The organism is Pseudomonas sp. S5D5 (genome assembly GCF_003013355.1).
In the GTDB taxonomy this organism is placed as follows: domain Bacteria; phylum Pseudomonadota; class Gammaproteobacteria; order Pseudomonadales; family Pseudomonadaceae; genus Aquipseudomonas; species Aquipseudomonas aylmerensis.
This window is the reverse complement of record NZ_PTEO01000001.1, coordinates 5,029,636-5,043,310: the sequence shown is the minus strand read 5'-3', so window position 1 is coordinate 5,043,310 and position 13,675 is coordinate 5,029,636. Positions and strand designations below refer to the sequence as shown.

General features: G+C 61.3%; 11 protein-coding genes. 9 read left to right on the top strand and 2 right to left on the bottom strand.

The window, feature by feature from the left end; genetic code table 11:
- The first annotated feature begins 29 nt into the window (after positions 1–29).
- The 4 genes from C9990_RS22950 (at position 30) to C9990_RS22935 (ending at position 4,190) form a co-directional block, all read left to right on the top strand.
- A complete protein-coding gene (locus C9990_RS22950; RefSeq protein WP_177410375.1) occupies positions 30–1,994 on the top strand; it encodes a nucleoside-diphosphate sugar epimerase/dehydratase in 1,965 nt (654 codons plus the stop codon).
- A 110-nt stretch (positions 1,995–2,104) separates the two neighbouring features.
- Complete coding sequence (locus tag C9990_RS22945; protein ID WP_106804762.1) at positions 2,105–2,437, top strand: ComEA family DNA-binding protein; 333 nt, start codon at positions 2,105–2,107, stop codon at positions 2,435–2,437.
- A gap of 244 nt (positions 2,438–2,681) precedes the next feature.
- A complete protein-coding gene (locus C9990_RS22940; protein WP_106805705.1) occupies positions 2,682–3,326 on the top strand; it encodes a GntR family transcriptional regulator in 645 nt (214 codons plus the stop codon).
- Positions 3,327–3,341: 15 nt separating this feature from the next.
- Positions 3,342–4,190 (top strand): DUF1989 domain-containing protein, encoded by an 849-nt coding sequence (locus C9990_RS22935; RefSeq protein WP_106804761.1) that lies wholly within the window; start codon positions 3,342–3,344, stop codon positions 4,188–4,190.
- Positions 4,191–4,263: 73 nt separating this feature from the next.
- On the opposite strand, the gene C9990_RS22930 is transcribed toward C9990_RS22935, so the two are convergent.
- Both C9990_RS22930 and eat read right to left on the bottom strand, forming a co-directional pair.
- Entirely contained in the window at positions 4,264–4,431 is a 168-nt protein-coding gene (locus C9990_RS22930; protein ID WP_003172675.1) for a DUF2897 family protein, read from the bottom strand.
- Between the two features lie 111 nt (positions 4,432–4,542).
- Positions 4,543–5,907 carry an ethanolamine permease gene (eat, locus tag C9990_RS22925; RefSeq protein WP_106804760.1) on the bottom strand — a complete coding sequence of 455 codons (1,365 nt, stop codon included), beginning with the start codon at positions 5,905–5,907 and terminating at the stop codon, positions 4,543–4,545.
- 442 nt (positions 5,908–6,349) lie between these two features.
- Between eat and kdpF the strand changes: the two genes are divergently transcribed.
- The 5 genes from kdpF to C9990_RS22900 all read left to right on the top strand — a co-directional run bounded on the left by kdpF (position 6,350) and on the right by C9990_RS22900 (position 13,670).
- Positions 6,350–6,439, top strand: coding sequence for a K(+)-transporting ATPase subunit F (gene kdpF, locus C9990_RS22920; RefSeq protein ID WP_003218754.1), 90 nt, complete (start codon positions 6,350–6,352; stop codon positions 6,437–6,439).
- Between the two features lie 10 nt (positions 6,440–6,449).
- Complete coding sequence (gene kdpA / locus C9990_RS22915; protein ID WP_106804759.1) at positions 6,450–8,144, top strand: potassium-transporting ATPase subunit KdpA; 1,695 nt, start codon at positions 6,450–6,452, stop codon at positions 8,142–8,144.
- Positions 8,145–8,156: 12 nt separating this feature from the next.
- Positions 8,157–10,214 (top strand): potassium-transporting ATPase subunit KdpB, encoded by a 2,058-nt coding sequence (gene kdpB, locus C9990_RS22910; RefSeq protein ID WP_371920680.1) that lies wholly within the window; start codon positions 8,157–8,159, stop codon positions 10,212–10,214.
- Between the two features lie 133 nt (positions 10,215–10,347).
- Complete coding sequence (kdpC, locus tag C9990_RS22905; RefSeq protein WP_065901764.1) at positions 10,348–10,893, top strand: potassium-transporting ATPase subunit KdpC; 546 nt, start codon at positions 10,348–10,350, stop codon at positions 10,891–10,893.
- A gap of 125 nt (positions 10,894–11,018) precedes the next feature.
- Positions 11,019–13,670 (top strand): sensor histidine kinase KdpD, encoded by a 2,652-nt coding sequence (locus tag C9990_RS22900; RefSeq protein ID WP_065901761.1) that lies wholly within the window; start codon positions 11,019–11,021, stop codon positions 13,668–13,670.
- Positions 13,671–13,675: the final 5 nt, after the last annotated feature.

The window sequence follows — 13,675 nt, the reverse complement described above, 5'->3', positions numbered from 1 at the left end:
TGGGTGGGTTGCGTGCATTCCTGGTGGGAATGCCTCGTAGTCGGAAGCGATTGGTTCAGGTGGTTACTGACGTCTTCGTGGTGTGGGCTGCGCTGTGGCTCGCGTTTGTTGTTCGCCTGGGAATCGATGAGCTTATAAATCCAGTTCGAGACCATATGTGGCTGTTCCTGGCTGCGCCTGTGGTTGCGATTCCGTTGTTCATCCGCTTCGGCCTGTACCGCGCTGTCATGCGATATTTTGGTAATGACGCATTGATAGCAATTATCAAGGCCGTCAGTCTTTCTTCGCTGATTCTCGGCATCGTAGTCTATTGGTACAGTAACCATCAAAATGTTGTTCCGCGCTCCATCATTTTCAACTACTGGTGGCTGAGTTTGATTATGGTCGGTGGCCTCCGGCTGGCTATGCGACAGTACTTCCTTGGCGATTGGTTCACTGCGGCCCAGCATGTTCCATTCACAAGCCGTGAGAATGGTCTGCCACGTGTTGCTATCTACGGCGCGGGAGCTGCGGGCAACCAATTGGTCGCGGCGTTACGAATGGGTCGGGTCATGCGCCCAGTAGCTTTCATTGACGACGATGAAAGTATTACTGACCGCGTGATCTCGGGTCTGCAGGTATATAAAGCTAGGCATATCCAACGCATGATCGACGCCACAGGTGCGCAAGAAGTTCTGCTGGCGATACCTTCATCAAATCGTGGCCGTCGGCGGGAAATACTTAGTTTTCTTGAAGGATTTCCTCTTCACGTTCGAAGTGTTCCAGGCTTCATGGACTTGGCCAGCGGTAGGGTCAAGGTAGATGATATTCAGGAAGTCGATATTGCAGACCTGCTGGGACGTGATGCCGTACCCGCGCAGGGGGAATTGCTAGAGCATTGTATCAAGGGGCAGAATATTCTTGTCACGGGCGCTGGTGGCTCCATCGGTTCCGAGCTTTGCCGGCAAATCCTTGAGCTGCGTCCCAAAATATTGCTGTTGTTTGATCATAGTGAGTTCAACTTATATAGCATCCTTAGTGAGCTTGAACAGCGCATTTCCCGTGAGTCGTTGCCGGTAAAACTTTTGCCTATCCTAGGTTCGGTGCGCAACCAATCTAAGTTACTGGATGTAATGAGGACCTGGCATATTAATACGGTCTACCACGCCGCTGCCTATAAGCACGTACCGATGGTTGAACATAATATTGCTGAGGGTGTGTTGAACAACGTCATCGGCACACTGAACACCGCACAGGCCTCCCTTCAAGCAGGCGTTGCCAATTTCGTGCTGATTTCGACTGACAAGGCCGTGCGGCCAACCAATGTCATGGGAAGTACCAAGCGGCTTGCCGAATTGACTCTTCAAGCGCTGAGCCGAGAGCTTGCTCCGGTATTATTTGGCGAGAAAACCAATATTTCCCACGTTAACAAAACCCGTTTCACTATGGTGCGATTTGGTAATGTCCTGGGTTCGTCCGGCTCGGTCATTCCACTCTTTCACAAACAAATCAAATCGGGTGGACCCATTACGGTCACTCACCCAAAAATCACTCGCTACTTCATGACCATCCCCGAAGCGGCGCAGTTGGTCATCCAGGCTGGCTCCATGGGGCAGGGCGGTGACGTGTTCGTACTTGATATGGGCGAACCGGTGAGGATCGTCGAGCTGGCTGAGAAAATGGTCCATCTGTCCGGCCTAAGCGTCCGTTCCGACAAAAATCCTCACGGCGACATCGCAATCGAATTCACCGGTCTGCGGCCAGGCGAAAAACTTTACGAAGAGTTACTCATTGGTGACAACGTCGTCGCCACCCAACATCCGATGATTATGAGCGCGAATGAAGACCATTTGTCCTGGGATGTACTCAAGGGCAAGCTGACCGAACTCCTGGCTGCCGTTGACCAAGATGACTACACCCGCGTCCGCCAACTCCTGCGCGACACCGTCAGCGGCTATTCCCCCGATGGCGAAATCGTTGACTGGATCTACCAACAGCGCCGTCTCGAGCCATAAATTAACACCCTGTAACTCAAGCACTTTTGACGAATCCCCAACATCGCCTAAGTTTGAAAAGCAGCTTCGGAAAAGCTGCTTTTCTCTTTCGCATGTCATGGAGCGTCAAAATGCAAAACACTTTACTCACCTCCCTAATCTTCGCCTTCCTCACCACCCTCTCCGTCACCACCACCGCAGCCCCGTCAATCAAACCCGAACCCCCAGCCCCCATCACCACTCAAATCACAAACTCCAGCCAATCCACCAAGGTCAACCTCAACGCCGCCGACGCTGAAACCCTGCGCCGGGACTTGTTCGGTATTGGTGCTTCCAAGGCGAAGGCGATCGTTGCCTATCGTGAAAGCAACGGTCCGTTTACCGCAGTAGATGAGTTGTTGGAGGTGAAGGGCATCGGCAAGGCGTTGCTGGAGAAGAATCGCGATAGGGTGGTGATCAACTAAGCGACCAGAAGGCCGGTTACTGACCGGCCTTCTAATCTCCTGAATCCCGGCCGTCATTCTTTTCCCACACCGGGCCACTAACGACGTCCCTGTCAGTCGCGACATCATCACCAAACCCCACTGCATTCTCACTCCTACTTCTAATACCTCTTCAATGTGTTCGTGCCGTTTCCCCCGTGCGCCGCGTTGGCACGGAAAGTGACTACTCCTACACATGGGATTGTTCAACAATCGTGAGGAAGTGATGACACTCAGTCTGTCGTTAGCCGACCAGATAGCCCTGGAGCTGCGCGCCGACATCATCGGCGGGCGGTTGTTGCCGGGGATGGCATTGGTCGAGGTGGATTTGGTCAAGGCCTATAACGCCTCGCGCAATACCATCCGCGAAGCGCTGCACCGTTTGGGGCAGGAGGGGCTGACTCGTTACGTACGTAACAAGGGCGTAATGGTCCGGCGCCTGGAGCGGGAGGAGGTGCGGGATTTGTTTGTGGTCCGTCGCACCCTGGAGCTGCAGGCCATTGCCCGGAGTCGTGCGCTCACCGCAGACCAGTCCGAGCGCATGCGGAATGCGATCGACGCCACCACCCTGGCCCGTGAGCGCGAAGACTGGCGTGCGGTGGCGACCCATAGTTTGGTGTTCCACCAGCAGATTGTCGGGTTGATGGGCAGCCCGTTGTTCGATGAGTTTTTCGCACAGGTCATCGCGCAGCTGCGCCTGGTGTTTTGCGCGGCGCCCGACGAGCAACGCTTCCAGTCGCCTTGGCTGGAGCGTGACCGTGAGATCTACACACTTTTGGTCCAGCAGGACAAACCGGCGGCGGGGGAGGCTATGAGCCTGTACCTGGAGGATTCGGAACGTCTGTCGTTGGCCCTGTTTGACCACCCCTGAGCGAGGATTTGCATCATGTACAAAGATTATCCAGCTGCGTACCAGGTCAGCAAAGGCTCGGCGTTGCAGGTCGACACTGCGTTTTACAGCCGTATTCGCGATCAAAAAGATCAACGCACGCTGATTGAGCAGTTCGAGGTGCCCATTCGTACGGGCCGGGCGTGGAAGGTTCCGGCCGGGCATGTGTTCCGTGTGACCACCCCGGTCGGTCCGCAGGTGGGCGACTTTAATATCTGGAATGCCAATGACCCTCGCGAACGCCTTTGGGCGGCGCGCACTCGCCAGTTGCAGGGCGCGCATGTCAGCACTCATGACCGGTTGTGGTCGAACCTGCCATTTTTAAGGCCCCTGGTGACAATCACCGATGACAGCCTGGCGGGTTACGGCATCGATGAGCACGGTGGGCGCCTCCACGATTTGCTCGGTACGCGCTGTGATCCTTATGTGAATCGAATGCTCACCGGTGAGGACTTCCACCACCATTGCCACTCGAACCTGACCCGTGCGGTATTGCCCCACGGCCTGACGGAATTCGACGTGCATGACGTGCTGAATATTTTCCAGTGCACCGGCCTCAATCACGACGACATGTATTTCATGAAGGCGTGTCCGGCGCAGAAGGGCGATTACCTGGAGTTCTTTGCCGAGATTGATGTGTTGTGCGCGCTGTCGACGTGTCCGGGTGGGGATTTATCGCTGCCGATGTGGGGGCCGGAGGCGCAGGACCCGCTGACGGTGTGTCGTCCGTTGGGGGTAGAGATCTATAAGCTGGAGGAGGGGTTGCTGCAAGGCTGGAGGCAGCCGGAGCGTGCTGCCTATAAGGGGCAGCACGGGTTGCAGATTGCCAAAGCGGATTGGGAGTAGTGCTTTAGAGGGGCTGCTTGGCAGCCCAGCGGGAGCAAGCGCCCTCGCCACAGGGTCTGTGTGGCGCTAAAGGCTAGCGGTCCTGCGCGTCCTTGGCATCCGCCTGGGCGTTGCGCTCGGCCACGCGCTTGCGTTGTTCGTCGGTGAGCTCCACCTTGTTGGCGCTGTCACGCAGCATCATCAAACCGCCGACGATCGACCCAATCGCGACCACCATAATTAACCACGCATACCACGGCATAAGGCTCTCCTTGAGGCGGACTACCGTGGGAGAGTTTTCCCACGGTAATAACGGCTTTGAGTAACAGGCTTTCTTAGTAGTTCAGTGTAGGCCTGTTCCGCCTCATTAACCTTAGAGCCCGGTCAACATCGCATCCGCCGGTGCATCCGCACGGTCCTGTGCGGTCAGTTGGAAGTAGATGAAGCCCGCCAGCATGAAGCCCAGGAAGATCAGGCCGATCAGCGCGTTGAACCAGGCCATGGCTATCAGGCACACCACCGCCAATACCAACGCGATGCCCGGCACGATTGGGTAGCCCGGTGCGCGGAAGGTGCGTTCCAGCAGCGGTTCGGTCTTACGCAGTTTGAACAGGCTGAGCATGCTCATGATGTACATCACGATGGCACCGAACACCGCCATGGTGATCATCGCCGCGGTCAGTGTCATGCCACCGAGGTTGATCAGCCCGTCGCTGTAGATCGCGGCGATGCCCACCACGCCACCGGCGATGATTGCCCGGTGCGGCGTCTGAAAGCGCGACAGTTTGGCGAGGAAAGACGGCAGGTACCCGGCGCGGGCAAGGGCGAAGAACTGGCGCGAGTAACCGAGGATGATCCCGTGGAAACTGGCGACCAGACCAAACAGGCCGATCCACACCAACATGTGCAGCCAGCCGGAGCTGTCGCCCACCACGGTTTTCATCGCCTGCGGCAACGGATCGTTGATGTTCGACAGGGTGCGCCAGTCGCCCACGCCGCCCGCAAAGAACATCACGCCCATGGCCAGGATCACCAGGGTGAGGATGCCGCTGATGTAGGCTTTTGGAATGGTGCGCTTCGGATCTTTCGCTTCCTCGGCTGCCATGGCCGCGCCTTCGATGGCGAGGAAGAACCAGATGGCGAACGGAATCGCGGCAAACATCCCGGCAATCGCCGGGGCGCCGAAGGTGTCGGAACCGGCCCAGCCGTTCAGGGCGAAGTTGCTGAAGCTGAAGGCGGGGGCGACCACGCCCATGAATACCAGCAGTTCGGCGACGGCGAGTACGCACACCACCAGCTCGAAGGTGGCGGCGAGTTTCACGCCGAGGATATTCAGGCCCATGAACACGATATAGGCGCCGACGGCGGCGTGTTTCGGGTCGAGTGCGGGAAACTGTACGTTGAGGTAGGCGCCGATGGCCAAGGCGATGGCGGGTGGCGCAAAAACAAACTCGATCAAGGTAGCGAGGCCGGCGATTAATCCGCCTTTCTCACCAAAGGCACGACGGCTGTAGGCAAATGGGCCACCGGCGTGAGGAATTGCGGTAGTCAGCTCGGTGAAGCTGAAGATGAAGCAGGTGTACATCGCCGCGACCATCAATGAGGTCACCAGGAAGCCCAGGGTCCCGGCAACACCCCAGCCATAGCTCCAGCCGAAGTACTCGCCGGAAATCACCAGCCCGACCGCGATGCCCCATAAGTGCAGGGTGCCCAAGGTGGGTTTGAGTTGTGTGTTCATGATGTTGCTCTCCCTGAACCGTTTGGAATGATTCAAGGTGTTGCAGCGGCCATGCCAGCCTGAGGATCGTTGTCGTAAAGCCACGTTACTGTCGCGTGGGGGATGGTTTGGCGTTTGAATTTTGCCGGTGTCGCACCAGATAAGTGCGGTGGTGCTTGGGCTGCCGCCATCGCGGGCAAGCCCGTTCCCGCAGGGGATCGTGTCTTTTTCTGCTTAAACACAGGGGACCGAGTCTTTCCAGATCAAGCGCGGTCGAGTGTGGGAGTGGGCTTGCCCGCGATGAGGCCCTCAAATTCCCCACAAATCCCCCTGTAAACCCCGCATAAACCCACTCTTTACGCCGTCTTTACGCCCCAGCCACACCCTCGCTCTCGTTCCTTTACGCCCCTCCTGCCGACAATTGCCCCACACGCGGCACTCGCCGCTAAACGGAGAGACTTCCATGAGCGTTCTGGACGGGGTGTCACTGCTATTGGCCGTGGCACTGTTCATTTATCTGCTGGTTGCGCTGTTACGCGCGGATCGGAACTAGGAGCAGGGCTATGCACAGTTATGACTATTGGCTGATCATCGCCTTCTTTGCCGTGGTGCTGGTGCCGGCACCGTTCCTGGGGCGGTTCTACTACAAGGTGATGGAAGGCCAGCGCACCTGGCTCACGCCGGTGTTCGGCCCCGTCGAGCGCGCGTGTTATCGCCTGTCGGGCGTTGACGAGCATCAGGAACAGAGCTGGCAGAAATACACGCTGGCCTTGCTCGCGTTCAACCTCGCAGGTTTCTTGCTGTTGTTCGCGATCCTGTTGTTCCAGGACTATCTCCCGCTGAACCCGCAGAAATTGCCGGGTCAGGAATGGACCCTGGCCTTCAACACCGCGGTCAGTTTCATGACCAACACCAACTGGCAGTCCTACAGCGGTGAGGCGTCCCTGAGTTATCTCAGCCAGATGGTGGGCCTGACCGTGCAGAACTTCGTCAGTGCGGCCACCGGTTTGGCAGTCCTGGTCGCTCTGTGCCGTGGGATCGGTCGCAAATCCACCAAGACATTGGGTAACTTCTGGGTCGATATGACTCGGGCGACCCTCTACGGCCTGCTGCCGCTGTGCCTGGTGCTGGCATTGTTCCTGGTGTGGCAGGGCGTGCCGCAAACCTTCGCGCATTATGTGGATGCCGTGACCATGCAAGGCGTGGATCAAGTGATCCCCCTGGGGCCGGCCGCCAGCCAGATTGCGATCAAGCAATTGGGCACCAACGGTGGCGGCTTCTTCGGCGTCAACTCGGCGCACCCGTTTGAAGACCCGACTGCCTGGGCCAACCTGTTCGAGTTGGCGTCGATCATCCTGATCCCGGTGGCGCTGGTCTTCACCTTCGGCCATTACGTGAAGGACCTGCGTCAGAGCCGCGCGATTCTCGGCTGCATGCTGGCGTTGTTCATCATCGGCGGCGCGACCTCGCTGTGGGCCGAATACCAGCCTAACCCAACCCTCAACAACCCGGCCGTGGAGCAAACCGCACCACTGGAAGGTAAAGAGGCACGCTTCGGCACCACCGGTACCGTGCTGTGGTCGGTGACGACGACGGCGGCGTCCAACGGCTCGGTCAACGGCATGCAGGACAGTCTCAACCCCCTCAGTGGGATGGTGGCGCTGGTCAACATGATGGTCGGCGAAGTGATCTTCGGCGGCGTCGGTGCTGGCATGTACGGCATGTTGCTCAACGTCTTGATCGCGGTGTTCCTGGCCGGCCTGATGATCGGCCGTACTCCGGAATACCTCGGCAAGAAACTCCAGGCCAAGGAAGTGCAATTGCTGGTGGTGACCCTGCTGGTGATGCCGGTCGGCGTGCTTGTGCTGGGCGCTATCGCCGCCAGCCTGCCGGGTCCGGCCGGTGCCATCAGCAACCCCGGGCCCCACGGTTTCAGTCAGTTGCTCTACGCCTACACCTCGGCCAGCGCCAACAACGGCTCGGCATTTGGCGGCTTCAGCGCCAACACCGCGTTCCATAACTTGATGCTGGGCCTGGGCATGTTGATCGGCCGCTTCGGCTACATCCTCCCGGTACTGGCCCTGGCCGGCAGCCTGGCGATGAAGAAGACCGCACCGATCGGCCAGAACAGCTTCCCGACCCATGGCCCGCTGTTTGTGACCCTGTTGACCGTGACCATTTTGCTGGTGGGCGGCCTGACCTTCCTGCCGACGCTGGCACTGGGCCCTATCGCTGAACACTTGAGCATGGGCTTCTAAGGGGATATGAAAATGAATATGCCTGCAAAAAACGCGGCTCCGGTGAACACCCAGGAACCGCCAAAAACCGCGATGTCCGCCCTGTGGCGCCCGGCGCTGGTCCAGGCCTTCGTCAAGCTGGACCCGCGCCAGCTGCAACGCTCGCCAGTGATGCTGGTGGTCGAGTTGACCGCCATCCTCACCACCGTGTTGTGCTTTGTGCCCGACACGGCAGTGCCGACCTTCGTCGCCGTGCAGATTGCCGTGTGGCTGTGGTTCACCGTGCTGTTCGCCAACTTCGCCGAGGCCTTGGCCGAAGGTCGTGGCAAGGCCCGCGCTGACAGCCTGAAGGCCGGCAGCGAAGGCCTCAGCGCACGCCGCAAGGAGGCCGATGGCAGCTTCAAGGTCGTGCCGGCCGCCAGCCTGCGCAAAGGCGATGTCGTGCGCGTCACCGCCGGAGAGATGATCCCCGGTGACGGCGAGGTCATCGAAGGCATCGCCGCGGTCAACGAGGCGGCGATCACCGGCGAATCCGCACCGGTGATCCGCGAGTCCGGCGGCGACCGCTCGGCCGTTACCGGCAATACGCGCCTGGTGTCGGACTGGCTGCTGATCCGCATCACTGTCAACCCTGGCGAGTCGACCCTGGACCGCATGATTGCGTTGGTGGAAGGCGCCAAACGCCAGAAAACCCCCAACGAAGTCGCGCTGGATATCCTGCTGATCGGCCTGACCTTGATCTTCCTGTTGGTGGTGGTGACTCTGCAGCCGTTCGCCCACTTTGCCAATGGCAGCTTGCCGCTGGTGTTCTTGGTCGCACTGCTGGTGACCCTGATTCCTACCACCATCGGCGGCTTGTTGTCGGCCATCGGCATCGCCGGCATGGACCGCCTGGTGCGCCTCAACGTGATCGCCAAGTCTGGCCGCGCCGTGGAAGCGGCGGGCGACGTGCATGTGTTGCTGCTCGACAAGACCGGCACCATCACCTTCGGTAACCGTCGCTGTGCGGCGGTGGTCGCGGCGCCTGGCGTCAGCGGCCGGGACTTGGCCGAAGGCGCGCTGCTGGCGTCACTTGCGGACGACACGGCGGAAGGTAAATCCATCGTCGAATACCTGCGTGCCTTGCACCCCCAGGCCGAGCCGTCCCTGGATGAGCTGACCGCCGTACCGTTCAGTGCTGAAACCCGCTTGTCCGGTGTCGACTACCAGGGCCGCGTGTTCCGCAAAGGCGCAGTGGACTCGCTGCTGGCGTTTATCGGCCAGCAACGTCGCGACCTTGCCCCTGCGCTGTCGCGGGAAATCGACAAGATCGCCCAGAGCGGCGGCACCCCGTTGCTGGTGTGTGCCGATGGCAAGCTGCTGGGCGCGATCCACCTCAAGGACGTGGTCAAGCCCGGCATTCGCGAGCGTTTCGCCGAGCTGCGCAAGCTGGGCATCCGCACCGTGATGGTCACCGGTGACAACCCGCTGACCGCCGCCGCGATTGCCGCCGAAGCGGGAGTGGATGACGTGCTGGCCGAGGCTACTCCGGAGAAAAAACTCGCGCGCATCCGCCACGAACAGAATGACGGTCGCCTGGTCGCGATGTGCGGCGACGGTGCCAACGATGCCCCGGCGCTGGCCCAGGCTGACGTCGGCATGGCGATGAACGACGGCACCCAGGCCGCACGCGAGGCCGCCAACATGGTCGACCTCGACAGCGACCCGACCAAGCTGCTCGACGTGGTGCAGATCGGCAAAGAGTTGCTGGTGACGCGCGGTGCGCTGACCACGTTCTCTATCGCCAACGACGTGGCCAAGTATTTCGCGATCCTGCCGGCGCTGTTCGCCTCGATCTACCCGCAACTGGGCGTGCTCAACGTGATGCACCTGCAGAGCCCGCAGAGCGCGATTCTGTCGGCGATTGTGTTCAACGCCTTGATCATCGTGGTGCTGATTCCCCTGGCCCTGCGAGGTGTGCGTGTGCAGGCGGCGAGTGCCGCGGCGTTGCTGCGCCGCAACCTGTTGATCTATGGGCTGGGCGGGATCCTGGTGCCGTTCGTGGGCATCAAGGCGATCGACATGCTGCTGACTGCGCTGCACCTGGTGTAACCCCAACCCTGGTAGGAGCCGGCTTGCCGGCGATGGGTCCGATGCGGTCCGACTGACCCTTCGTCATCACCGGCCAGGACCAAGCGTCCTCCGGCTCCTACAGGTCGTGATGATTCAATGTGAGGAATGTGCAATGTCTAACATGATCCGTCCGGCCCTGAGCCTGCTGGTGCTCATGACCCTGATCACTGGCGTCGCTTACCCGCTGGTAGTGACTGGCGTCGCCCAAGTGGCGTTCCCGGACCAGGCCAATGGCAGCCTGGTGCGCGACGACAGCGGCAAAGTGCGTGGTTCCAGTCTGATCGCCCAGGATTTTACCGGCGACAACTGGTTCCACCCACGCCCATCGGCCGGCGCGTTTGCCACGGTTTCCAGCAGCGCCAGTAACCTGGGCCCAAGCAACCCGGCATTGGCCACCCGTGTGTTCGACGACGCGAATAAACAGTTGGTGCCCGCCCAGGGCCCGGTGCCTCTGGCTTCGCTGACTACCTCTGGCAGCGGTCTTGATCCACACTTGCCACCTGCGGCAATTGCCTATCAACTGGCGCGAGTGGCGGCGGCGCGGAATGTGCCGGTGTCGACCTTGCAGCGCTTGCTCGATGAACACATCGAAAGCCCGCTGGTAGGCCCGCCGGTGGTGAATGTGCTGGCGCTGAACATGGCCCTGGAAAAGTTGTAAGCGGTGGTGCCGTCATCGCGGGCAAGCCTGCTCCCACAGGGGTATGCATGCCTAATGTGGGAGCGGGCTTGCCCGCGATGACGGCGTGACAGACTCCCTATGAATACCTGAAGGAACCCTCGCGCATGAGCGACTCCGGCCGCGCCGACGCCCTCTTAGCCGATCTGCCCCGGGATGGCCGTGGCCGGCTCAAAGTCTTCCTCGGCGCCGCGCCGGGAGTGGGCAAGACCTACGCCATGCTCCAGGCGGCGCACACGCAGTTGCGCCAGGGGGTGCGGCTGATCGCCGGCGTAGTCGAGACCCACGGGCGCGCCGAGACTGAAGCCTTGCTCAGCGGCCTGCCGCAGCAGCCATTGTTGCGCACGGAATACCGCGGCGTGATGCTTGAGGAAATGGACCTCGATGGCCTGCTCGCCGCCAAGCCCAAGCTGGTGCTGGTCGACGAACTGGCCCACAGCAATGCCCCCGGCAGTCGGCATGAAAAGCGCTGGCAAGACATCCAGGAACTGCTCGCCGCGGGCATCAACGTGTTTACCACGGTCAACGTCCAGCACCTGGAAAGCCTGAACGATCAGGTGCGTGGCATCACCGGCGTGCAGGTGCGCGAAACCCTGCCGGACTGGGTGCTGCAAGAGGCGGATGAACTGCTGCTGATCGACCTGCCATCGCGCGAACTGCTGGAGCGCCTGCGCGACGGCAAAGTCTATGTGCCGGAGCAGGCTCGCGCGGCCATCGATGCGTTTTTTACCCAGACCAACCTGATGGCGCTGCGCGAGCTGGCGATGCAGACCGCCGCCGCCCACGTCGATGACGATTTGGCCCAGGGCTATCGCCAACTGGGCCAGGCTGCGCCAGCGGTGCGCGGTCGTTTGCTGGTCGGCGTGGATGGCGATGCGCAGGCCGAGCGCCTGGTGCGTCATGCCAGTCGCGTGGCCCAGCGCCGGCATTTGCCGTGGAGCCTGGTGCATATCGATAACGGCCGCGCGCGCGATGAGCAGTCGCGCCTGCGTCTGCAAAACGCCCAGCAACTGGCCGAGCGCCTGGGCGGGGAAGTGGTGCTGCTGCGGGCGGGGGAGGTGGCCAAGACCTTGATCCAGCATGCCGCCGAACGCCGTGCCAGCCTGGTATTGGTTGGGCAATCGCGGATGCGCTGGCGCCGCCGCGTGTTCGGTGGTGGCCTGGCCGCACGGCTGTTGCGCAATGCGCGGGGCCTGGAAATCAACGTGCTCGACAGCGACGACATCCCCGCACCGCCGCGTCTGCCGGATGTGCGCGGCTTGGTGTGGTTCGACTACGCCTTGGCGGTGCTCGCCACCGTGGTGGCTGCGGCTGTGGCCTGGGCGGTGTCCAGTGTGTTGCCGCTGCCGAATATTTCCCTGGTGTTTCTCGCCGCCGTGTTGCTGGTGGCGGTGCGCAGCAGTCTTGGGCCGTCGCTGGTGTGTGCCGCGCTGTCGTTCCTGACGTACGACTTTCTGTTTATCCCACCGAATTTTTCCTTCGCCATCCAGCGCGAAGAGGACGTGCTGACCCTGCTGTTCTTCCTGCTCATGGCCGCGCTCACCGGTAACCTGGCTGCCCGCCAGCGCCGGCAGCTGCAGGCGTTGCGCGATACCCAGGAAGAAACCAGTGAATTGCTCGACCTGTCGCGCAAACTCACGGCCGCCACCGATCGGCAGGCGGTGATCAGTGCGGCGGCGCATCATCTGGAAGGTTGGAGCGACCTGGACCTGTGCCTGGTCAATCGCGATGGCCAGGGCGGCTGGAAGGTCGAGACCGGTGGCCCATTGACCCTCACCGAAGCCGAACGCGCTGCCGCGGACTGGGCCTGGCAGCATGACCAGCCAGCAGGCATGGGCACCGGCACCTTGCCGTTTGGTCGTTGGTGGTGGTGGCCGCTGTCGAGTGAGGAGGGGCCCTTGGGCTTGCTCGGGGTGAGTGCCAAGCCCGGCCGGGAATTGAGTGGCCAACGCCGCCGCTTGCTCACTGCGCTGAGCCAGCCGCTGGCCCAGGCGCTGGCGCGGGCGCAACTGGCGCAGGAGCTGGAGTCGGCGCGCCTGCACGGCGAAACCGAGCAACTGCGCAGCGCGTTGCTGGCCTCGGTGTCGCATGATTTGCGCACGCCGTTGACGTCCATGCGCGGCAGTATCGACAGCCTGCTGGCGCTCGGTGAGGCGATCCCGCTGGAGGATCGCCGCGAATTGCTCGAAGGTACCCGCGATGAGGCCGAGCGCCTCGACCGTTACATCCAGAACCTGCTCGACATGACGCGCCTCGGCCACGGCGCCCTGAAGCTGGCGCGCGATTGGGTGTCGCCGGGCGACATCGTCGGCAGCGCACTCGGGCGTTTGCGTGCCGTATTGGCGCCGCTGCAGGTCAGCACCCAGGTGCCGGCGGAGTTGCCGTTGCTGTATGTGCATGCCGCGTTGATCGAGCAGGCGCTGGTCAATGTGCTGGAAAACGCCGCCCGCTTTTCGCCGCCCCAGGGCCGTTTGCAGCTCAGCGCCGGTGTCTCTGACAACCAGCTGTTTTTTGCGGTGGCCGATGAGGGCCCGGGGATTCCCGAGGAGGAGCGTGCGAAGATTTTCGATATGTTCTACACCGCCGCCCGAGGCGATCGCGGCGGGCAGGGCACGGGGCTGGGCCTGGCGATCTGCCAGGGCATGGTTGGTGCCCATGGTGGGCATATCAGCGTGGCCGATGGCATCGACGGGCGCGGCACCTGCATCACTTTATTCCTGCCGCTGCCGACCCAGCCTGGCCTGGAAGGCGAGCCGTGAGCTAC